The 20,531-nt window shown below is 67.6% G+C and carries 18 protein-coding genes; 4 read left to right on the top strand and 14 right to left on the bottom strand.

Annotation, left to right across the window (positions count from 1 at the left end; all coding sequences use genetic code 11):
- Positions 1–453: 453 nt before the first annotated feature.
- From M4D77_RS14290 to M4D77_RS14230, 13 genes are all read right to left on the bottom strand, one after another.
- Complete coding sequence (locus M4D77_RS14290; RefSeq protein WP_259936485.1) at positions 454–1,059, bottom strand: FKBP-type peptidyl-prolyl cis-trans isomerase; 606 nt, start codon at positions 1,057–1,059, stop codon at positions 454–456.
- A 29-nt stretch (positions 1,060–1,088) separates the two neighbouring features.
- Positions 1,089–1,553 (bottom strand): SRPBCC family protein, encoded by a 465-nt coding sequence (locus M4D77_RS14285; RefSeq protein WP_259936484.1) that lies wholly within the window; start codon positions 1,551–1,553, stop codon positions 1,089–1,091.
- Positions 1,553–2,587 carry an LLM class F420-dependent oxidoreductase gene (locus M4D77_RS14280; protein WP_259936483.1) on the bottom strand — a complete coding sequence of 345 codons (1,035 nt, stop codon included), beginning with the start codon at positions 2,585–2,587 and terminating at the stop codon, positions 1,553–1,555. Before M4D77_RS14280 ends, M4D77_RS14285 begins: the two co-directional genes overlap by 1 nt.
- Complete coding sequence (locus M4D77_RS14275) at positions 2,584–2,994, bottom strand: nuclear transport factor 2 family protein (protein ID WP_086537347.1); 411 nt, start codon at positions 2,992–2,994, stop codon at positions 2,584–2,586. Before M4D77_RS14275 ends, M4D77_RS14280 begins: the two co-directional genes overlap by 4 nt.
- Positions 2,960–3,961: a DMT family transporter gene (locus M4D77_RS14270; RefSeq protein WP_259936482.1), complete on the bottom strand. Its 1,002-nt coding sequence runs from the start codon at positions 3,959–3,961 to the stop codon at positions 2,960–2,962. Before M4D77_RS14270 ends, M4D77_RS14275 begins: the two co-directional genes overlap by 35 nt.
- Positions 3,958–5,076: an MSMEG_0565 family glycosyltransferase gene (locus M4D77_RS14265; RefSeq protein ID WP_259936486.1), complete on the bottom strand. Its 1,119-nt coding sequence runs from the start codon at positions 5,074–5,076 to the stop codon at positions 3,958–3,960. The genes M4D77_RS14270 and M4D77_RS14265 overlap by 4 nt, the downstream gene beginning before the upstream one ends.
- Before the next feature lie 20 nt (positions 5,077–5,096).
- Entirely contained in the window at positions 5,097–5,945 is an 849-nt protein-coding gene (locus M4D77_RS14260) for a carbon-nitrogen hydrolase family protein (RefSeq protein ID WP_205333036.1), read from the bottom strand.
- A gap of 49 nt (positions 5,946–5,994) precedes the next feature.
- Positions 5,995–7,425, bottom strand: a complete 1,431-nt coding sequence (locus M4D77_RS14255) for an MSMEG_0567/sll0787 family protein (RefSeq protein WP_259936481.1) — start codon at positions 7,423–7,425, stop codon at positions 5,995–5,997.
- Between the two features lies 1 nt (position 7,426).
- Positions 7,427–8,482 carry an MSMEG_0568 family radical SAM protein gene (locus tag M4D77_RS14250; protein ID WP_259936480.1) on the bottom strand — a complete coding sequence of 352 codons (1,056 nt, stop codon included), beginning with the start codon at positions 8,480–8,482 and terminating at the stop codon, positions 7,427–7,429.
- A 240-nt stretch (positions 8,483–8,722) separates the two neighbouring features.
- On the bottom strand, positions 8,723–9,994 hold the full coding sequence (locus M4D77_RS14245) for an MSMEG_0569 family flavin-dependent oxidoreductase (RefSeq protein WP_259936479.1): 1,272 nt from the start codon (positions 9,992–9,994) through the stop codon (positions 8,723–8,725).
- Positions 9,991–10,416, bottom strand: coding sequence for an MSMEG_0570 family nitrogen starvation response protein (locus tag M4D77_RS14240; RefSeq protein ID WP_259936478.1), 426 nt, complete (start codon positions 10,414–10,416; stop codon positions 9,991–9,993). Before M4D77_RS14240 ends, M4D77_RS14245 begins: the two co-directional genes overlap by 4 nt.
- The gene (locus M4D77_RS14235; protein ID WP_259936477.1) at positions 10,409–11,320 is read right to left on the bottom strand and encodes a carbon-nitrogen hydrolase family protein; all 912 of its coding nucleotides are present in this window, start codon (positions 11,318–11,320) and stop codon (positions 10,409–10,411) included. The genes M4D77_RS14240 and M4D77_RS14235 overlap by 8 nt, the downstream gene beginning before the upstream one ends.
- 100 nt (positions 11,321–11,420) lie before the next feature.
- The gene (locus M4D77_RS14230) at positions 11,421–11,945 is read right to left on the bottom strand and encodes an MSMEG_0572/Sll0783 family nitrogen starvation response protein (RefSeq protein WP_004019804.1); all 525 of its coding nucleotides are present in this window, start codon (positions 11,943–11,945) and stop codon (positions 11,421–11,423) included.
- A 602-nt stretch (positions 11,946–12,547) separates the two neighbouring features.
- Here M4D77_RS14230 and M4D77_RS14225 point away from each other — a divergent pair.
- Complete coding sequence (locus M4D77_RS14225; protein WP_259936476.1) at positions 12,548–13,234, top strand: ZIP family metal transporter; 687 nt, start codon at positions 12,548–12,550, stop codon at positions 13,232–13,234.
- 83 nt (positions 13,235–13,317) lie between these two features.
- On the opposite strand, the gene M4D77_RS14220 is transcribed toward M4D77_RS14225, so the two are convergent.
- Entirely contained in the window at positions 13,318–14,433 is a 1,116-nt protein-coding gene (locus M4D77_RS14220) for an alpha/beta hydrolase (RefSeq protein ID WP_259936475.1), read from the bottom strand.
- Between the two features lie 124 nt (positions 14,434–14,557).
- On the opposite strand from M4D77_RS14220, the gene M4D77_RS14215 reads away from it, so the two are divergent.
- The 3 genes from M4D77_RS14215 to M4D77_RS14205 are packed head-to-tail and all read left to right on the top strand — an operon-like array spanning position 14,558 to position 20,405.
- Positions 14,558–16,072 (top strand): DUF3375 domain-containing protein, encoded by a 1,515-nt coding sequence (locus M4D77_RS14215; protein ID WP_259936474.1) that lies wholly within the window; start codon positions 14,558–14,560, stop codon positions 16,070–16,072.
- Positions 16,069–17,064: a DUF4194 domain-containing protein gene (locus M4D77_RS14210; RefSeq protein WP_259936473.1), complete on the top strand. Its 996-nt coding sequence runs from the start codon at positions 16,069–16,071 to the stop codon at positions 17,062–17,064. The genes M4D77_RS14215 and M4D77_RS14210 overlap by 4 nt, the downstream gene beginning before the upstream one ends.
- Positions 17,061–20,405: an ATP-binding protein gene (locus tag M4D77_RS14205; protein ID WP_259936472.1), complete on the top strand. Its 3,345-nt coding sequence runs from the start codon at positions 17,061–17,063 to the stop codon at positions 20,403–20,405. The genes M4D77_RS14210 and M4D77_RS14205 overlap by 4 nt, the downstream gene beginning before the upstream one ends.
- The last annotated feature ends 126 nt before the right edge of the window (positions 20,406–20,531 follow it).

Here is a 20,531-nt window from a genome sequence, read left to right as displayed (position 1 = left end):
CACGAAGGACACGAACCGATCTCACGGTTCGTGCCCTTCGTGGTTCGCTGCTTTCGCAACTGGAGGCCAGGGGTCAGACAGGGTGTGAAAATATCGTCCCCCTGAGCACGATCGAAGGGAAATATGCCCTTCGATCACGCTGAGAGGGACGGGTTTTGGCACGCCAGTGGTCCAACTGTGCGCAACCTCAGACCCCAACGGGTGAAGAGCGACGGCGACGACCTCAGCAGAGCCCCTCCCCGCTGATTGAGCCGGCACCGAGCGAAGCCGCCGGGCCGAGCAAGCGACGAAGGAGCGCGTCGAGGTCGAGAAGTCCACCCCCGCTGATTGAGCCGGCACCGACCGGAGCGAGGAGCCTCCCTCCGCTGATTGAGCCGGCACCGAGCGAAGCGAGGAGCCGTGTCGAAATCACCTGGTGACCCGAAGTCACCAAGTGACTCCGCGCGACAACCCCTACGACGCCCCGAGAATGCTGATCTCGAAGACGAGGGTGTCGCCGACCTCGATGTTCGCCTGCGGATTGCCCTGCGCGTAACCGTCGGCCGACGTCATGGCGACGCCCACCTTCGACCCGACCTTCTGTCCCGCGATGGCCTTGCTGAACCCGGGGATCACGCCGTCGAGCGGAAAGGTCACCGGGGAGCCGTTTGCGTAGGCGCTGTCGAAGGTCTCGCCGGTGCGGCCGTTCACGCCGACATAGCAGACCGACACCGACGCGGTAGCCGGCACGACGGCGCCGTCACCCTCGACGAGCGTCTTGACCTGGGTCTCGTCGACGCTGAACGGGTTCTCGACGGTGATGTTCGGGGCCTCGGTCGCGGTGGACGCGACCATCTGCAATCCACCGGTGGTGCCCTGCTCGGTCCACTGCGGCGTGGCGTCCGCGTTCGCCGGTGCGGTCGGGCAGCTCTCAGCTGCCGCCGGGGTCTCGGCGCCGCCGGTCGCCGCGGTCGCGGTGGGTTCGGTTGTGCCCGAACCGGAATCGGAGTCGGAGCTGCAACCGGCGACAGCCAGGACGAGAGCGGTGCCGAGGGCGAGGGTCACGTTCTTGATGTTCACCCTCGGAACGCTACCCGAGGCGCGGCCCCTCACCGAGAGCCTCGACCGGCCAACAGTCGAGCAGCGCGCTCGAGATCGGCCCGCACGGCTTGCGCGGCCGGCCACCGCGTCGCGGTCAGCACCAGCCCACCGATCGCGGGCACCGTCAGCACCGCCTCGGCGTGCACGTCGGTGCGGGCCTCGCGTTCAGCGAACGTCAACGTCAGGACCGCGTCAACGGACCGCCACCGTCCGATCTCCTGCCACCGTCGACGAGACTCGCAGGCGGTCACCTCCATCCGCGGTGACACCCCGGGTACGACGGTGACGTCGGTCCAGCTGGTGCCGACGTCACCCGCCCGGTCACCGATCGGCCGCAGGTCGTCGATGCGGCGCAGGCTCGACTGCCATTCCGGTCGGTTCGTCGGGTCAGCGAGGTAGTCGAAGGTGACGTCGATCGGGGCGTCGAACGAGACCACCGTGTCGATGACGGTGACGCGGGCGGGGGAGAGCATCAGTGGATGAGCCCCGCGAGCTGCTCGACCTCGACGACGCTGCCCGGCGACACGAGCATCATCGTCACCCCGCACGACTCCCAGACCTTGATCTGTTCACGCACGTGGTCCAGATCGCCGACGATCGCCGAGTCGTCGACCATGGCGTCGGGGATGATCTGCGCCGCTTCGTCTTTGCGATTGCTTCGGAAGAGGGCGGTCACCTCGTCGACGACGTCGGTGTACCCCATCCGGCGGTAGACCTCGGCGTGGAAGTTGGTGTCCTCACTGCCCATTCCGCCCATGTACAGCGCCAGGAACGGTTTGATCGCGGCGTAGGTGCCCTCGCGGTCATCGGTGACGACGATCTGGGCGGTCGCGCACACCTCGAAGTCCTCACGACTGCGTCGGGCACCCGGGCGGGCGAATCCCTCGTCGAGCCACTCGTTGTACGTGTCGGCCATCCGCGGCGTGTAGAACAGCGGCAGCCAGCCATCGGCAATTTCGGCGGCGAGCGCGACGTTCTTCGGCCCCTCGGCGCCGAGCATGACGGGGATGTCGCTGCGCAGCGGGTGCGTGATCGGCTTGAGCGTCTTGCCCAGTCCCGATGCGCCCTCTCCGTCGAACGGCAGTGGGTAGTGGGGGCCGGCGCTGCTGACCGGCGCCTCGCGCGCCCACACCTGACGCATGATGTCGATGTACTCGCGGGTCCGGGCCAGTGGCTTGGCGAACTTCTGCCCGTACCAGCCTTCGACGACCTGCGGACCCGACACACCCAGCCCAACGATGTGCCGACCGCCGGACAGGTGGTCGAGGGTCAGCGCGGCCATCGCGCATGCGGTCGGTGTGCGGGCCGAGAGTTGCAGCACCGACGTCCCGAGCCGGACACGTTCGGTCGACGACCCGAGCCAGGCGAGCGGGGTGTAGGCGTCGGATCCCCAGGCCTCGGCGGTGAAGATGCTGTCGAAGCCGGAGGCCTCGGCCGCGGCGACGATCTCGGCGTGATGGGTGGGCGGTTGCGCACCCCAGTAGCCCAGTTGCAGACCGAGTTTCACTGGCTGACCCCCTCGGATTCGGCAGCGGCTTCGGCGGCGATCTGGTCGAACTGCGCGCCCATCGCGGCGGCGACGGCCTGCGCTCCCGACAGCGGGCGGACCATGACCATGAGGTCGTCGATCTTGCCGTCGTCGTTGACGTGGATGAAGTCGCAGCCGGTGATCTTCTTGCCGCCGACCACCGCCTCGAAGACGAGCGCCGAGTCGTGTCCGCCGGCGTCGTTGATCTCTCGGATGTAGCGGAAGTCTTCGAAGACCCGCAGCACGCCCCGCAGGATGGCCGATGTGATGGCCTTGCCCGGATACGGCTTGAACGCGACCGGACTGGTGAAGACCACATCATCGGCGAGCAGCGCCCTCATCGCCTGCTCGTCACGCGCCTCGACGGCCTCTCGGAACTGCTTCATGCGTCGACCTCCCTGTCGATGATCCTGCGTCGACGCTAGTGGATGCCGGGCCGGTCGCGGACGGAAGGCGAGGAGCCAGCAGGACGACCAGCGCCGCCGCCAGCATTGCGATACCCACCCAACCGATCGCGGTGATGGATTCCGACAGCACTCCGACGGCCAGCGCGGTCGCGACGGCAGGCTCGATCAGGGTGATGGTGGTGGCGGTCGAACTGTCGATCCGACCGAGTCCTCGACTGAACAGCACGTACCCGAGGAACTGCGGAACCAGGACGAGGTAGGCGAGAACGCCGAGGGTCTCGGGGTGCGCGATCACGGCCGGTACCCCGACCGCGACGACCGGCAGTAGGAACACCCCGCCCAAGCCCATGACCGTCCCGGCCGCGGCGCCGCGCGGCACCGACCTGTTCATGAGCCGACGCATCGCCCACGACAACCCGGCGTAGGTGATACCCGCGAGCAGGCCGAGGCCGACACCGAGCGCCGACGACGAACTTCCGCCGAGTGCGTCCGCATGCGACGACTCGCTGCGCGACACGGCCAACGCCGCACTGCCGACGATGCCGAGCGCGCACGCGATGGTCCACCGCAGGGTGAGCTTCCGCCCGTCGGCCACCCGCTCGATTACCGCGGACACCAGCGGAGCCGACGCCAACGACACGACGGTTCCGAGCGCGACGCCGCCGACGCGCATGGACCCGAAGAAGCAGAGGGGGTAGATCAGCACACAGATCCCACCGAGAAGCGCGACCCGCCACTGTGCCGTCACCGACGACCACGCGTCTCGAATCCCGCGGGTGTTGACCGCGGCCTGCAACAGGCCGCCGCCGCACATGGCCACGGCGCCGACGGTCACGGCACTGAGCTCGGGCGCCATCGCCGCGGCGGTACCCGAGGTGCCCCACAGGATCGCGGTGAGGGCGACCGCCAGCATCCCGATGCGTTCGGTCCGACGGGACTCGCTCATCCGTGGGTGCCGACCGGCGACGCCGGATGGGGGTGTCGCGCATAGAACTCGAGGTGCCGACGTGCCGCGTCGTCCCACGTAAGAGATGCGGCCAGGCTACGGCCCGACACGATTCGGTCGGGGTCCGGGACGAGGGAGGCGTCGAGGGCGTCGGCCAGTTCGGCGACGGTCGAGGCGTAGGCGACCGTCTCGCCGAACACCTCACGCAGGATGGGGAGGTCTCGCGCGACGACGGGACGCCCCGCGGCGAGGGCTTCCATCGCGGCCAGGCCAAAGCCCTCCTTCACCGATGGGAACGCGAACACCCGGCAGGCGGCGACCAGTGCCGGCAGCTCGTCGTCGGGCACATTCCCGAGCACGATCGGTTCGACGTCGAGTTCGGCTCGCCGACGGTCGAAGTCGGCACGGTAGTCGCGGTAGTCGAACAGGGTCTCGCCGCCCGCGAAGACGAGCTTCAGTGCTGGGTGCCGTTCGCGCAGTACGGCATATGCCTCCAGAAGGTCGATGCTGCCCTTGCGCGGTTCGATCCCCCCGACGGCGAGCACGTAGTCGCCCAGCTGATCCGACCAGTGTCGTCGTGCCTCGAGAGACTCGGGGGAGTCCGACGCCGCGCTCGCGAAGCGTTCGTATGCAACGCCATTCGGGATCACCGTCGGATGCAAGTCCCAAACCTGTTCGACTTCGTCGGCCACCGCACGCGACACACAGATGCGGGCGTAGGGGTTGACGACGGCCTTCTCGTGACAGTCGACGAGGATCGGCGTCGTGAACTGGTCGAGATGGTGGATCGTGCGGATGCACGTCCCGACGGCGTTGGCGCTGATGCAGTCCTGGGCGTGCACGATGTCGAAGTCGGTCGGGTCGAAGGCGGCCCGCAGGGTGTCGATGGACCGCACGATGCGCTCGGTGATCGTCTCGTTCTCCCGGTCGGGGAACGGGACGAGCCGCACCCGCACAGCCGGATCCACCGCGCGGAAGAAGCCCTCGTCGCCACCGCGAGCGAGCGACCACACCGTGACGTCGGCGCCGCGCCGGGCCATCGCCTCGGCCAGATTCAACGTATGGACTACGCCGCCACGGGGTTTCGTCGAATAGGTGAGCAGAGCGACACGCAGCGGCGGACTTGTCGTGCCGGTCACCGCTGGTCCGCCGATGTCGTCGACCGGTAGGTGTCCGGCCGGAGTTCCGCGAGGTGACTCAGGACGCGGCGCGCCCGGTCGACTTCGGCATCGACATCGACTGTCACCGTAGCCATTCCGCCTTTCGATCGGGTGGTCGCCAGAATGTCACCGCCGGGTCCGACGACCTTCGCCTGACCGAGGAAGCGCAGCGAGCCCATGACCCCGGTCTGGTTCGACGACACGACGAACACCTGGTTCTCCGCGGCGCGGGCGCAGTCGTAGAGGTCGAACAGGCGGGACTGGCGGTCGGCGGGCAGGCGTGCGGCGCGATCGGTGACGCTGGCGGGCCACGCGGACAGCGCCGCGATGATCCGCGCGCCGTCGAGCGCAAGCGTGCGCGCCGACTCCGGGAACGTCTTGTCGTAGTCGATCAGCATGCCCAGACGGCCGACCGGGGTGTCGAAGGAGCCGAACTGATCGCCCGCCGCGTAGGCGAGCGCCTCGCCGGCGGGTTGATGGACCTTGCGGTGCGTGCCGAGGACACCGTCTCCCGTGACACAGACGGCCGTGTTGAACCGCTGGTCGTCGACCGCTTCGGTGTACCCGATGCACACGGTCATGTCACCGGCGGCGGCCGCGATGGCTGCGAGTTCCGGACCGTCCGGTTGCAGCGCCGGCGGCAGTTCGGCCGGGTCGGGTTGTCGAAGATCGCCGAGGTATCCGCCCAGTGAGGCGTCGGGGAACACGAGGAGGTCGACGCCGTCGCGCGCCGCGGATTCGACGATGCCGACCGCTTTGGCGACACCGCGTTCCACGTCGCGTCCGAAGTGCGCGGCGAGGGCTCCGAGGGTGACCGTCCTCATGGGCGAAGGGTACCGGTCGGATCCGTCGGCCGGCCGGGTCGCCGGGGATTCATGCGACGCCCAGTCCGGTGACCGTCGACGCGACGGCGACAGTCGTCTCGCCGTCGGGCCACCGCAGCCGCACGCCGGGTTGGGCGGTCAGCCGGCCGCAATCGGCGGTCGTCACCGGCTCGGGTGCAGGGACGTCGCGTCGAGCACCCGCCCGGTCGGTGCTGAGCATGGCATAACCGGGGAAGCAGGTGAGCCACGCACCCATCGACGCGTCGTCGGGCCGCGGCACTGCTGTCACGTCCACCTCTGCACCGGTTCCCGACGCTTCGGCGAGCATGCCGAGCGTGCCGACGATCCCGGCCATGCTGACGTCTTTGGCCGACTCTGGGCGAACGTTCGCGAGGTGTGATGCCATGGCGCACAGTTCGTCACTGCTGCGTGAACTCGTCGAGTCCCACTGACGGTCGTGATAGCCGGGTCGCCAGGAGCCGCCGAGGTCGGCGTGCAGGGTGACGGTGTCGCCGACCCGGCCACCGCCGGCGGGCAGGGGACTGGGCGTCGTGCCCAGCGCAGTCACCGACAGAGCCGACGGCACACCCACCTGGGTGTGACCGCCGAGCACGGGTGTCCGCCACGCCGCTGCGGCCGAGCTGATCCCGCGGATGATGCGGGTGAGATGCGACGTCGTGGGCGCGCCGACGGCGTCGAGCAGGCCGAGCGGTCGGGCACCCATCGCGCTGAGGTCGTTGAGGTTGACGAGCACCGAACACCAACCGGCCCACTCGGGATCGCGTTCGATCATCGACGGGATGATCGCGTCACAGGCCGCGATCACGTCGGTGCCGGGCAGCGGTACGCCGTCGTCGCCACGGAATCCAGCAGCTCCGAGACCGCCCGGTTGGTCTGCGAACGGCGCGAGTGCCTCGGCGAGAACTGCTTTCGTCCCGTCGACTGTGCGTTGAATTCGGTTGAGTGGGTAGCCCATCTCCCGATGCGACCGCTCATTGATCACCGGGCCTGACCCGCGGTCCTGCCAGCCGAGCCTCGAGAACCTCGGTACGTACCGATCCTGGACGGTGGCGTCGAACCGCAGAGCACCCAGTTGTTCGACGTGTGCGCACGCCGCCCGCACGAGTGCCGGCCCGATCCCGGCTGCGTGGCCCGGATCGCCGACGACGAGTCGGGAGCCGAACCACCATCCGATGTCGGTATGCGCGGACCCCGCCCACGGCGTGGGGGCGATTCGCACGCCCCCCGCAATCGTCCCGTCGGGCAGCGTCGCGACGAGGACGGTGGTGCGCGGGTCGTTGTCGATGTCGTCGAGGTCGGTGTGGTCGAAAAGCGCCTGCCGGTCGACGAATTCGCGGTGCCGCAGCGCGCGATACGCCGCATGTTCCCGCGGGCTGTCCGCAACGGTGATCAGGAACTCCGACCGCGGCGTCGTGCGCGGCAGCCCCGACAGGATCGACAGCTCGCCCCGTGACAGCACGTCAGCCTCCGACCGTCGGCAGGACACTACAGGCACCGCAGGCCGCGCATCCCGCTCGCTGGTCCGACCCGGACATCCCGATGAAACTCAGATGACCGGCCACCTCGCGAGTGATCTTCTCGACGATCGTGGGGTCAGGTGCCGGCGCGTTGTCGACGTCGACGGCAAGAGTCCCCGCGTGGCGCCGGAACGGCACGATAAAGGGGTATACGCCCATGTCGGCGAGTTCTTTGGCGCCGGCGATCATCTCGTCGGTGTCCTCGCCGAGTCCGACCAGCAAATAGGTCGACACCTGGTTGCGGCCGAACACCCGGACCGCCTCGGCCCACGCCGCCCGGTACTCCGACATCGGTACCGTCGACTTGCCCGGCATCCAGCGACGCCGCACCTCGTCGTCGAGGGATTCGACGTGGATGCCGATGGCGTCCGCACCGGCCTCGCGGAGTTCGGTCAGGACGGTCAGATCGGCGGGCGGTTCGCACTGGACCTGGATCGGTAGTTCGGGCACCGCCGCCTTGATCGCCCGGACGCACCGGGCGAGGTGACGGGCTCCGCGATCGCGCCCACCACTGGTACCGGTCGTCATGACCATGTTGGTGACGCCGTCGAGATCGACGGCCGCACGGGCGACTTCGGCGAGTTGCTCGGGCTTCTTCACCGCGATCGTCGAGCCGGACTTCAGCGACTCCTCGATCGAACAGAACCGGCACCGCTGGTCCTCGGCGTACCGGATGCAGGTCTGCAGGACAGTTGTCGCCAGCACGTTGCGTCCGTGTAGGCGGGCGATCTTCTCGTAGGTCACCCCGTCCGCGGTCTGCAGGTCGTAGAACCGGGGACGTCCGATCGCGCTGACCTCGACACCGATGTCGACCCCGTCGTACAGCACGCGACCACCGTCGAAGACGAACGGACTCTGCGGGTTCCGCGGGATCGCGGCATGCAACCCGTCGACCATGAGGTGCCCGTCGTCGCTGGGTCCCGCGCCGCCGCTGCGCTGCACCGGCGGCTCCCCGCGAATACCGAGCAACGCCAGGTCAACTCGTGTGGATACCGTCATGGGTACTCCTTAGAAGAATGAACTATGTGCTCGACGGTGAGCGCTTCTTGCTGGTTGAGCCGACTCCGAGCGAAGCGAGGCGTCGTGTCGAAACCACCTGGTGACCCGCCCCGCTGGTTGACCCGACACCCGACCCCCCGCTGGTTGAGCCGACTCCGAGCGGAGCGAGGCGTCGTGTCGAAGCCACCAGGTGACCCGACCTCGAAAGCCCAACCCTCGAAGCCCACAGAAACCCCAACCCTACTGCGCAACAACCAATTGCGCGCGTCCACCACGAACCGATCCAACAACATGCGCAGCCACATACCTCGCGTCGCGGTCGATACCGAGAAACCGCCCCGACCCCCACGTATGCATCCACGGCAACCCCACGAAGCTGAGCCCGGGGACTTCGGTGATCCCGCGCGTCTGCATCGGCCGGCCACCGCCGTCGAAGGCGCTGGCCTCGATCCACCGATAGTCGGGTCGGTAGCCGATGGCCCAGATGATCGAGGTGACGCCTTCGGCCGCGAGATCGAGTTCGGTCGGATCGACCTCGGGCGCCCACACCGGTTCGTACCGCGATGCCTCCGGCGCCTCGATACCCAGTTTCTCGATGTGTCGGTCGATGTCACCGCAGATCGAGTTGTACACGGCGTCGGCCCGGTCGAGGGCGGCCGTCAGCGTCGGCGCGAACCGCAGCGTCGAGTCCTTACCGTCGCTGAGCACGCCGTACAGCTTCATCCCCTCGACGGCAAAGCGCCGGAGGTCGATGTCGCGGCCGCCGTCGCGGCCGGTGACGTAGTGATTCGTCTTCTCCTGCGCGGCACGGCCACCGGGGTACTCCTGGGTCGGTGTGTCGTAGAGACCCATGTCCGACAGCCACGTCATGCAGTCGCGGCCGCGATAGAACCGAGCGACTCTCGGCGCGTTGCCGATCGCGAGATGCACCTGCCGGCCGGCGAGGTGCAAGTCCTCGGCAATCTGCGTGCCCGACTGTCCCGACCCGACGACCAGAACCGCACCGTCGGGTAGTTGCTCGGGGTTGAAGTACTCCTCGGAGTGCACCTGGTGCACGGCCGGATCCAACGACGATGCGAACGGTGGCACCACCGGCAGGGGATACCCGCCGGTTGCGATGACGGCCTGGTCGCAGGTGAGCGACCGCATTCCGTCGGGGCCGTCGAGGGTCAGCTCGAACCGATCACCGGACAGACGTTGCAGACGAGTGACTTTCGTGTGCTCGACCAACGGTGGCTCAAAGGTCTTGAGCCACCCGTGCAGCCACTCCACGACCTCGTCGCGCGTCATGAATCCGTCCGGGTCCGGACCGTCGTAGGAGTACCCGGGGAGCTTGCAATGCCAGTTGGGCGTCACCAGCGTGAAGTTGTCCCACCGCTTGTCGGCCCACGCATGAACCGCGGTGTCGGCCTCGACGACGAGATGTTCGACGCCCGCCTGCCTCAGGTACCAGCTGACCGAGAGGCCGGCTTGTCCGCCGCCGATGACGACGACCGGCACATGTGCGTTCATGACAGCTCCTCGCTGCTGGTTGAAGCGCTACCACCGCTGGTTGAGCCGGGCCGGAGCGAAGCGGCGACCGCGCCCCCTCCGCTGGTTGAGCCGGGCCGGAGCGTAGCGACGCCCCGTGTCGAAGCCACTTCCGCACCCGGCAACGGCGGGTACATCGACACCACCTCGACCTCAGCGGTATCAGCATGCCGAGACGCGTCGATGGCGATCTCCTCCGCCGACGCCGCTGCCGAGGTACAGGCGAACCCGTGCTTGGCACGGACACGCGCGCTGGCCTCGTCGAGCGCGGTGGTGGCCCGCGACCGGAAGTCGTCGACGCGGTACGTACCCGGCGCGAGGTGGTCGTGCAGTACGAGGCTGGGGGAGTAGTACTGGCGAAGCAGGCCGTCGGGCCAGCGCACCTGGACGGTCATCTCAGGCATGGGCGAGGTCCCGCCATGCGAAGGCCGCCGCGGCATCGGGATCGGTGTCCGCCTCGACGAGCATCCCGTACACCTCGGGCCGACGGTCCCTCAGATGGAACATGCCGGCCCGCATGGCGGTGAAGCTCTCCGCGATGTCCACCTCGGCGACGGCCAGGCCGCTCCCGAGAAGTGTTGTGTCGAGGATGTTCCCACCGGGATCGACGATCTTGGCATTGCCGACGTAGCGCAGCGACCCGAAGGTACCGCTCTGATTGGCCGCGACCCAGAACACCTGATTCTCCAGCGCACGGGCGGTGTCGAAGAGGTTGAACCGGTAGGTCCAGCGGTCTTCTTGCAGGTTCTCCGCCGTCGCGGTGCGGGCCGCCGGCCAGGCGGACAGGCTGGCGATGATCTCGGCTCCCTTGAGCGCCATGATCCGGGCAGCCTCGGGAAACGCCTTGTCGTAACAGATCTGGAGGCCGATCCGGCCGACGGGCGTGTCGAAGACGTCGTAGCCGGTGCCCGACGAGTACGACATGTTCTCGCCGAGCGGCTGATGCACCTTGCGGTAGCTGCCGTAGATGGTGTTGCCGTCGAGGACGGCGGCAGCGTTGTAGCGGGTCTCGCCGTCCTCGCCGAGTTCACAGAACCCGATCGCCACCACTAGATCTCCAACGATGGACTGCACCCGAGCGATCTCGGGACCGTCGAGGGAGATCGCCGGCGGCAACGATCGGGCGCTGTTCTTCTGGGTGTCGCCGTGGTTGCCCAGGGACGACAGGTATCCGCCGATCGCCGCCTCCGGGAACACCAGGAAGTCGACGCCCCGCGTCCGTGCTTCGGCGACGTACTGTTCAATCGTCGCGTAGTTCTGCTCGAGATCGCGGGTGAAGTTCGCCGCGACGGTTCCGATGGTGGTCATGTGATTCCCAAAGTTGGTGATATTCCGCTGGTTGAGCAGGCGAGGAGCGTAGCGACGAGCCGTGTCGAAACCACTCCCGCCCAACATTTCTGGACCGAGCTCAGACCATGTAGGTCGAGTTGATGATCGCGCCCTTGCGTGCGTAGTGGATGAGTGCGTCCTGGACGTCGAGCGGGTGTGCCGGGATGACGCCTTCGATCAGGTCCTCTTCACGTCCGCCGTGTAGCGCGAGACCGAAGCGGCAGCAGAACACGGTGCCGCCTTCGGAGATGAAGGTCTCGAGCGAGTTGTTGATGTTCTGCTCGCCCGGGAATCCGGAGTCGCCCGTCGTCGGGAAGCCGCGTGTGGCAAGGCAATTGATGGCACCAGGTCCGTAGAAGTACATTGCCGACTCGAAACCCTTGCGGAGCGCGCGAGTGGCCTGCAGGACGGCGACGAACGACACCGACGACTCGTGGGCGATGCCGTGCACGAGCGTGAAGTACGACTCACCGTTCTCGGCCTGGTAGTCCGGGAAGATCTTGGTTCCGCCATAGATGTTAGAGCCCTTGGGAAGTGAGGGGTGTGGGATCTCCGCCAACGACGCGGCGATGTTCTCGGTGATGGTTTCGTCGAAAGAAGGCACAGGAACTCCTGGGATGGCGAGACGAGACATTGTCTGTGAGTGATCGGCCGCATGGCGGCTCGACGTGCGGGGGTGGATCGGGCATCATTGCCCTCAGTGGTTCGACCGGAGATCCGGTCTCATCGAGTAGCTATTGCTTGCTACGACACACAGTTCACTCGCCATCGATTACCGAATGGTTTCCGGCGGAATAAAGAAAACCCGGATTCGCGTAACACGACCCTGGTCGGTCGACCGACTCGACCAGACATGCCCGCGACATGAAAAATCCGACGAACCGGTCGGGTCGGGGGTCTGACCGGTTCGTCGGACAAGAGCCAGTGTATCCCTCGCCCCTGACGACGGTCCATCGAGGTATCCGCAATTCTGTGACCTGTCGGATTGCAGATACTTCAGCGGTCTCGCTCCCTGACGCGCGAGGAGCGAAGGCGATCCCTATGGGCTCCCTGAGGCGAGACGCGGGGAGCGAAGGCGACCCCCCTTGCTCCCTGAGGAGGCCCGGAGCTTGCGGAGGGCCGTCACGAAGGGTCCCCGCAACCAGGCCACCACACCTCCGCGCGCCGCACTCGCCATCGCCCGCGACACGTAGCAACCTTGTTCACATGCTCACCGCGGTTCTGTACGGCCTCGCAACTGCCATTCCCATCGCGGTCGGCGCGGCGATCGGTCTGCGCTGGAACCTGCCGAATCCGATCCTGGCGACGCTGATGGCGTTCGGTGCGGGCACGATGATCGCGGCCGTCTCGACCGAACTGTTCGAACCCGCCTTCACCCAGGCCGGCGCGGGGGTGGCGGCGCTCGCCTTGTTCTCCGGGACCGCGGTCTACGTCGTGGCCAACCGGCTGGTCGAGACCAAGCTCGGGTCGTCGGCGATCGGTCCCGCCCTCATGATCGGCGTCTTCCTCGACGGCGTGCCGGAGAACACCGCGCTCGGCGTCTCACTGACCGCGGGCGGCTCGCTCGTGCTGGTGGTGGCGATTGCCGTCGGTAACGTCCCGGAAGCGGTGAGCGGCGCGTCGTTGATGCGCCGCGAGCACGACGCCTCCGGCCGCTCGGCGCGCGCGATGTGGACGTTCACCGCCGTCGTCCTGGTCGCGGTCACGGTGGGCGGTTACGCGATGGCCGACGCCATCCCTGCGACCGCGATCAGCGTCGTCCAGGCATTCGCCGGCGGCGCAACGCTGGGTGTCCTCGCCAACTCGCTGATGCCGGAGGCGTACCGCGAAGGCGGCTGGTGGGTCGGTCTCGCGACCGCGGGCGGATTCCTCCTCGCCTTCGTCCTCGGCTAGCCGCTTTTATCGCTCCCTGAGGAGGCCCGGAGCTTGCGGAGGGCCGTCACGAAGGGTCCCGCCCAAACACACAGCCCACCCACTCAGTGCGTCTGAGCAGCCTCCGGGTCTCCTTCGACATGCCCATCCGCCAACTCCGACAACGCCCGGAACACGCGTTTCGACGCCTCGGCCCACGGCATGAGGATGGGGAAGACGTGGAACATGCCGGGTTCTTCGATGGCGTGGGTGGTCACGTCCGACGCCTCGAGCCGTGCCGCGAAGTCGCGTATGCCGTCGCGGAACATCTCGCTGCCGCCCCAGCACACGAACGTCGGCGGGAACCACGACGGATCGGGTTCGCCGTTGATAGGCGACACCCGTGCGTCGTTCGGCTGGACGCCGTGCAGGTAGGGCGTGACTGGGATGCTCCACGGGAGGATGTCGTAGGGCGCGTTGTCGGTGATCGACGGGTGGTCGAGGTCGAGGTCGATCTCGGGGGAGAACAGTGCGAGTGCGCCCGGCCGCGGGAGGTCGTGATCCCGAAGGTAGGCCACCAGCGACGCCGCGAGTCCACCGCCACCGGAATCACCGGCGACGATGATGTGCTCCGGGTCGACGCCGCGGCCGAGAAGTCCGCGATAGACGTCGGCGGCGTCGTGAACGCCTGCGGGGAACGGGAATTCAGGCGCCATCCGATAGTCGGCGATGAACACCTCGTGCCCCGAGATCCGCACGAGCGACGACGCGAACGCCGAGTACATCATCGGCGACGTACCGATGTACCCGCCGCCGTGGAGGTACAAGATGGTGGCGCCGATCTCCTGCTTGTCGTCACAATCGTCGACGAACGCGTCGGAACTCGCCTTGGCGCGACACCACAGCCCGGGCACGCCGCCGACGATGTCGTCGGTGAGTTCGACACCGTCGGTCAACTCGACGAAGGGTGGCATCACGACGCGGCACAGATCGTCGAGGATCTTCTCCATCGACCGGAACTCCTCGATCGGCAGTCCCATCGAGTAGCCCATGAACGCGCGGATGGTCTGGCGGGTGACGGACTGGCCGAGGTTGTCGAGCAGCCCGGACGGACCCGCCCACGGCTTGCGGAACGGCACCCGCGCGAGGCCGTTGATCATGCTCTGCGCGAGTCCGACGACGGTCAGCGCGGTCACCGGCGCCGACGCGGTCTGGACCTCCGGACGATCAGCCATCACCATGCCGCTTAGGGTAACGAGAGTGTCGATGCGCGGCTGGACACGCGACCCACCGGGTGGGGCGGCGGCCGCTGGGCGTGGCAGACTACCCGGGTCCTCTAGTCCCCGAGATCCCCGTGAGGCGGCGATGGAGTTCTCAGCCTTCCCGGCTCCGGTCGAGGCCCACGGCGCGTCGAGCGGCGCCGAGTCCGTGCAGCTCACGCTGGCCGACGCGTGGGAATCGAACCGCTCGATCCAGAAGTCGGCGGTGGGACGACTCTTCGCGGCCACCAACTCGGCCCTCTACGTCACCTTGATGGAACGGCACCTCGACTACGGCATTAAACTGTCGGAGACCGAGCTGACGGTGCGCCTGGACCGCGATCTCGCCGACCTCGACCTCCCCGATCAGGCCACCGGCCTCGAACTGGTCAAACTCTGGGCCCGGCAGGGCTGGCTGCACCGCGTCACCGACACCTCCGACCCGCACGCTCCCAACCTGTGCCATCTGACCAGCGAGGCGCGGTCGGTCTTGGACTTCATGCGGCGGCAGCGTCGTGAGGATTCGATCGCCACCGGCGGCTCCATCACCGGTATCGCCGCCGAGCTTCGACGCGTCGCGGGTCAGGTCAGCAACGATCCCGACCAGATCCGTTCGGAGATCGAGGCGCAGATGTCCGACCTCGACGCCGAGCTCGCCGACCTCGACGCCGGCCGACGCCCCCCGGTCGACCTGCGCGTCGCCGAGGACGCCGCCCGCACCATCGGCTACCAGATGGAGCAGATCATCTCCGACATCGGCCAGTACGGCACGATGCTCGACCGCATCACCACCGCACTGCTCGACGACCCCGGCGACTCCGACCTCGCCTACCGCGACCGCCAACGGCAGCTCTTCGACGACTACGAGGCGCTCCTCGACTCGCCGCAGTCCGCGTCGTACCAAGCGTTCTCGCACCTGATCCAGGATCCGGAGCGGCGCGCCCGCCTGAAGTCCGACATCGAGACCATCATCGCCAGCTTCCCGACCATGGACGCGGGCCTGCGGTCGGTGATGGACAACTTCTTCGGCCTGGTGACCCAGCAGATGGCTGAGGTCGGGCGCATCCGGCAGCGGTGTGCGCGCCGTATCCGACGCTTCGTCGCGTCCGGCACGCTCGAGCAGAGCCGCGGCCTCGCCCGCCAGCTCAACGACGCCCTGGCCACCGCCAACGAGTTGCTCAAGACGTCGCTCGCGGACCGTCGCATCGGCTACGAGCTGCCCCTGGCCGCGCCGACGGTGAACTCGATCGGCCGACTCGCCTTCGAGATCCGCGAACACGTACCCCCCGCGCCGGCGCTCCCGGCCACCCTCGACGCCGATCTCACGTCGTTCGCCTCGCTGTCGGGCCAGGTCGACACGACCGAGCTCACCGACACCGTCAATGCCGCGGTCGCCACCGGACCCGTCGCCCTCGCCGACGTCATCGACGGACTCGAGGAGCCGTACCTCGCGCACGTCATCGTCCTGTGGTCGTGGGCCTCGAAACAGCAAGCGGCAGGGGAGAAGGTACCGATGACCACCGTCCGCTTCCGGTCCCTCATCGGCGACGACCACGCCATCGAAGTGCCCGACCTGACCTTCACCGAACCGATTCCGACTGCGGAGGTCGACGCCGAATGACCACCACCGATGACACCGATCCGTCGCTCCCTGAGGTGCGAGCGCAGCGAGCCACGAAGGGCGACCCTGCTTCTGAGACCGACGCCGATTCTCTGCCCCCTGAGGTGCGAGCGGACGCCCCTCTGCCCCCTGAGGTGCGAGCCGACGACCCCGTGCTCCCTGAGGTGCGAGCGAAGCGAGCCACGAAGGGCGACCCTAAGTCCGACGTTGCGACCAGCGCCCCCAAGGGCACCCCCGAAGAATTCGCCGGCTTCGACGACCTGCCCACCGTCGCGAACCGCGCGGCGACCCACACGCCGAACGCACCGCGCTTCGACGGCGACGTCAGCGAGCTGCCCGACCGCGCGTGCTGGGCGCTGCAGAACCTGTTGACCCGCCGCTACATCAGCGGTGACCGGCAGCCGCAGCTGTGGTCGTGGGTGGCCGAATACCAGGACGTGCTGCGGGGACGCCTCTCCGAACTCGACCTCCGGCTGCGCATCGTCGACGAACTACAGGTCGCCTTCGTCGAGCAGGCCGGTTACGACTCCCGCTGGGGCCGAAAGATCCTCAAGCGCGAGACGATTCACACCTACGACGCCATCCTGGCGTTGCACCTGGCCAAGTACGTGCGCGCCGCTCGCGACGAGCCGGTCCTGATCACCCGTGAGGAGATCCACGAGCTGTTCGCCGGCGTCACCAACACCATCGACCGCGACCTCGCGCTTTTCGACAAGCGCATCGAACGCGCCCTCGACAAGATGGAGGAGCTCGAGTTCCTGCGCAAGCAGCGCGACGACGCTGACACCTTCATCGTCAGCCCGGTCATCTCCGCGGTGATGACGGCGTCGGTGATCACCGATCTGCAAAGGCAATTCGAGCAGTTCATCGGTTCCGGTGACACCGGCGAAGTGCCCCCGGAGGACCTCGCCGACGAGCCTGCGGAACGCGACGACGACGCTGCCGACCTCGACAATGCGTACGGCGAGAACGACGAAGGAGACGACTGGTGAGCGGGCAGGTCGACCAGTACCACCTGTCCCGGTTGCAGCTGATCAACTGGGGCGTGTTCGATGGGTATCATTCGATCCCGTTCAGTCCCAACGGTTCTCTGATCACCGGGTCGTCGGGTAGCGGTAAGTCGTCGTTGCTCGACGCGATCTCGCTGGCGTTCCTGCCGGATCATCGCCGCAACTTCAACGCCTCCGGAGATGCGACGGCGGCCGGATCCTCCAGCGGCAAACGCACAGTGGGCAAGTACGTGCGCGGCGCTTGGGGTGAGCGACGCGACGGCGCCAACGCCCACCGCGAGATCATGTACCTGCGTGGCACCGGCCCGGCGTGGGCCGCCATCGCGGTCACGTACACCTCGAGCTCCGGCGAGGCCATCACCGGCCTGGTGCTGAAATGGCTTGCCGCGGGCAAGATGACCGACGCGCACAGCTCGTACTTCATCTACGACGGCGACGCCGACATCGTCGAGGCCTGCAACGAGTGGGCCGCCAACAATTACAACTCGGCCAAGTTCCGCGACCGCGGCTGGCGTGGCGGCCCCGGCGAGGGCAAGTACCTCTCGACGCTGTACTCGCTCATCGGCATCCGCGGCTCCGACGCCGCGCAGCAGCTCCTCGGAAAAGCCAAGTCGCTCAAGAGTGTCGGCGGGCTCGCGCAGTTCGTGCGGGAGTTCATGCTCGACGCCCCGACCAGCATCGTCGGGATCGCCGACGCCCTCGACCAGATCGACCCGCTCGTCGAAGCGCGCGAACTGCTCGACGTCGCGCGCCGCAAGCGCACCATCCTCGGCAATATCGAGGAGGTGCACGAGCGGTACGCGGGGGAGGCGGCGACCTTCTCCGTCCTCGACACCATCGACAACACCACCATCCGCAGCTACGTCAACAACCTGCGGATCCACAACGCCCAGCCCGAGGTCGCCGACCTCGACGACCAGATCACCCGCCTCGACGGCGATCTCGCCGCGCTGACCACCCAGCACGACCAGCTCCGCCAGGACCACAGCCTGCTGCTGTCCCGGATCGCCACCTCCACCGGCGATCTGGCCCCGCTGCGCGAACAGCTCGGCGGCGCACAGAAACTCAGCACCGAGGTCACCGCCCGACGCAACGCCTACGAGGACAAGGTCTCCGCACTCGGCTTCACCCCGCCCACTCGGGCCGAGGGCTTCTGGCTCCTGCGCGAGGAACTCACCGAAGAAGCCGCCAAGATCGACGGCCAACTCGACGCCGGTCGCGCCCACTACGCCGAGGCGCTGGCCAGCGAGGTCGCCGCGCGCACCCGCCGTGACGCCGCGATGGAGGAACTCGGCCGCGTCGAGAACGCCGGCTCCGCACTCCCGCGCACCGAACACGAGATGCGCCGCGCCATCGCCCACGGACTCCAGATCGACGAGTCCGAACTGAAGTACGTCGCCGAACTCGTCGAACTCGACCCCGACGAAGAGCGCTGGCGCCTGGCCGTCGAGAAGGTCCTGCGGAACGTCGGCCTACGCCTGCTGGTACCCGACAAGCACTTCCGCGCCGCCCTGCGGTTCGTGAACTCGCACGACATGCGCGGCCGGATCCAGCTGCACCAAGCCGACTCTCGCCCGATGCCAGTTCTGGAACCGGGCACTCTGGCGTCGAAGTTACGTCCCGTCGATGCGTCGCACCCGTGCGCCGCCGAGGCGATGACGGTGCTGTCGAAGCTGGGCAACCACATGTGCGTCGACAGTCCCGGCGAGTTCTCCCAGCACGCCAAGGCCGTCACCGACCAGGGTCTGCGCAAGGACTCGGCGAAGCTCGCGGTCAAGGACGACCGCCAGCAGCTCCGCCGGTCGCAGTACATCTTCGTCGGCGACGTCGCGTCGAAGATCGCCGCGCTTCGCGACGAACTCGACTACGAGGAGCGGGCGTTCGAGGATGCCCGCCAGGACTGCGCCGAGCTCGACCGTGAGCGCAGCGCCAAGGAACGACGCCGCGACGCGTATCGCCGTGTGTGCGAGCAGTTCACGCAGTGGAACGAGATCGACGTCGACTCCGTCGATGACCGGGTCGACCAGCTCACCGACCAGTACGACCTGCTGATCGAGGAGAACCCCGACGTCGAGGCATTGCAGCGCAAGGCCGAGGACCTGTGGGAACAGGTACGCAACGCGATTTCGCAGGCCGCGCTGGTGAAGGACAAGATCGCCCGCCAGGACTCGCGGCGCACCCAGCTCCTGGACCTCATCGACCGGCTCAAGCCCGAGGACGTTCCCGCGCAGGCGGAGAAAACCCTCGACGGCTTCCGCGAGGACCTCTCGGCGACTCTCGACGTACTCAACCCCGAGCCGTACCGCCAGGAGATCGTCAAGGCCGCCAGTCGTGAGCGCGACCGCATGCGGTCGGATGCTCGACGTTCCCGTGATGAGCTGGCCCGCATCCTCGACACCTACGACGAGGAGTTCCCGGACGCCATCCCGAACGACAGCGACGACTTCGACGAACGTCTTCACGACTATGTCGCCGTCTGCCGCCGCATCGACGAGCGCGAGCTGCCCGCCGCCTACGAGCGGATGCGCCGGCTCATCACCGAGCAGGCTCCGGGTGCGATCCTCGGTCTGCACATGGCCGCCGACGCCGAGGAACGGCGCATCGTCGAGCAGATCGAGCGCGTCAACACCGGCCTCGGCGCGGTGGCATTCAACCGCGGTACACGCCTGCGGCTGCGTCCTGGCCGCAAGAAGCTCGCCGCGGTCGAGGAGCTGACCGAGAAGGCCCGCCAGATCTCCAACCGCGCCACCGCTGTCAGTTTCGGCGACGAGCAGGCCATCCTCGAGCAGTACTCCGACATCCTGCTGCTGCGCGAACGCCTCGCCGGCAACACTCCGGAGGACCGCCAGTGGACCCGCGACGCGCTCGACGTGCGCAACCGCTTCGACTTCTACTGCGAGGAGCACGACGCCGAGTCGGGGGAGACCATCCGCACCTACTCCAACGCCGGCGACAACTCCGGCGGCGAGCAGGAAAAGTTGATGGCGTTCTGCCTCGCTGGCGCGCTGAGCTTCAACCTGGCCAGCCCCCACGGCAACGACAACCGGCCGATCTTCGCCCAGCTGATGCTCGACGAGGCGTTCTCCAAGTCCGACCCGCAGTTCGCCCAGCAGGCGCTCTCAGCGTTCCGCAAGTTCGGGTTCCAGCTGATCATCGTGGCCACGGTCCAGAACACCAGCACCATTCAGCCGTACGTGGACAACGTGGTGATGGTGTCGAAGACGGAGGCTGGGCCTGATCTGCGGCCGGTTGCTATGGCTACGTCGACGGGGATCAAGGCGTTCTCGGAACTTCGGCGGTCGGGGAGTCAGTTGCCGGTGTAGCATTCGGTTGCGGCCATCACGGCGCCAGGGGTTCTCTGTACGTAGCCTCAGTGGCGATGGCGACGCCGGCGGTGCAAGTGCGGTGCAAGAATGCGGATTTCGGACTTCCGCCACGAATGCGATCCC

This window comes from Gordonia sp. p3-SID1431 (assembly GCF_025143765.1).
Lineage (GTDB): Bacteria > Actinomycetota > Actinomycetes > Mycobacteriales > Mycobacteriaceae > Gordonia > Gordonia hongkongensis.
Note: the sequence above shows the minus strand (reverse complement) of the source record. Positions and strands in the feature narration are given on the sequence as shown.

What these genes read in the sequence shown, in the direction of transcription:
- M4D77_RS14270 (WP_259936482.1), bottom strand. Translation starts at nt 3,961, where the DNA reads ATGAGCGAGTCCCGTCGGACCGAACGCATCGGGATGCTGGCGGTCGCC.
- M4D77_RS14245 (WP_259936479.1), bottom strand. Translation starts at nt 9,994, where the DNA reads ATGAACGCACATGTGCCGGTCGTCGTCATCGGCGGCGGACAAGCCGGC.
- M4D77_RS14250 (WP_259936480.1), bottom strand. Translation starts at nt 8,482, where the DNA reads ATGACGGTATCCACACGAGTTGACCTGGCGTTGCTCGGTATTCGCGGG.
- M4D77_RS14215 (WP_259936474.1), top strand. Translation starts at nt 14,558, where the DNA reads ATGGAGTTCTCAGCCTTCCCGGCTCCGGTCGAGGCCCACGGCGCGTCG.
- M4D77_RS14275 (WP_086537347.1), bottom strand. Translation starts at nt 2,994, where the DNA reads ATGAAGCAGTTCCGAGAGGCCGTCGAGGCGCGTGACGAGCAGGCGATG.
- M4D77_RS14210 (WP_259936473.1), top strand. Translation starts at nt 16,069, where the DNA reads ATGACCACCACCGATGACACCGATCCGTCGCTCCCTGAGGTGCGAGCG.
- M4D77_RS14240 (WP_259936478.1), bottom strand. Translation starts at nt 10,416, where the DNA reads ATGCCTGAGATGACCGTCCAGGTGCGCTGGCCCGACGGCCTGCTTCGC.
- M4D77_RS14285 (WP_259936484.1), bottom strand. Translation starts at nt 1,553, where the DNA reads ATGCTCTCCCCCGCCCGCGTCACCGTCATCGACACGGTGGTCTCGTTC.
- M4D77_RS14235 (WP_259936477.1), bottom strand. Translation starts at nt 11,320, where the DNA reads ATGACCACCATCGGAACCGTCGCGGCGAACTTCACCCGCGATCTCGAG.
- M4D77_RS14260 (WP_205333036.1), bottom strand. Translation starts at nt 5,945, where the DNA reads ATGAGGACGGTCACCCTCGGAGCCCTCGCCGCGCACTTCGGACGCGAC.
- M4D77_RS14225 (WP_259936476.1), top strand. Translation starts at nt 12,548, where the DNA reads ATGCTCACCGCGGTTCTGTACGGCCTCGCAACTGCCATTCCCATCGCG.
- M4D77_RS14220 (WP_259936475.1), bottom strand. Translation starts at nt 14,433, where the DNA reads ATGGTGATGGCTGATCGTCCGGAGGTCCAGACCGCGTCGGCGCCGGTG.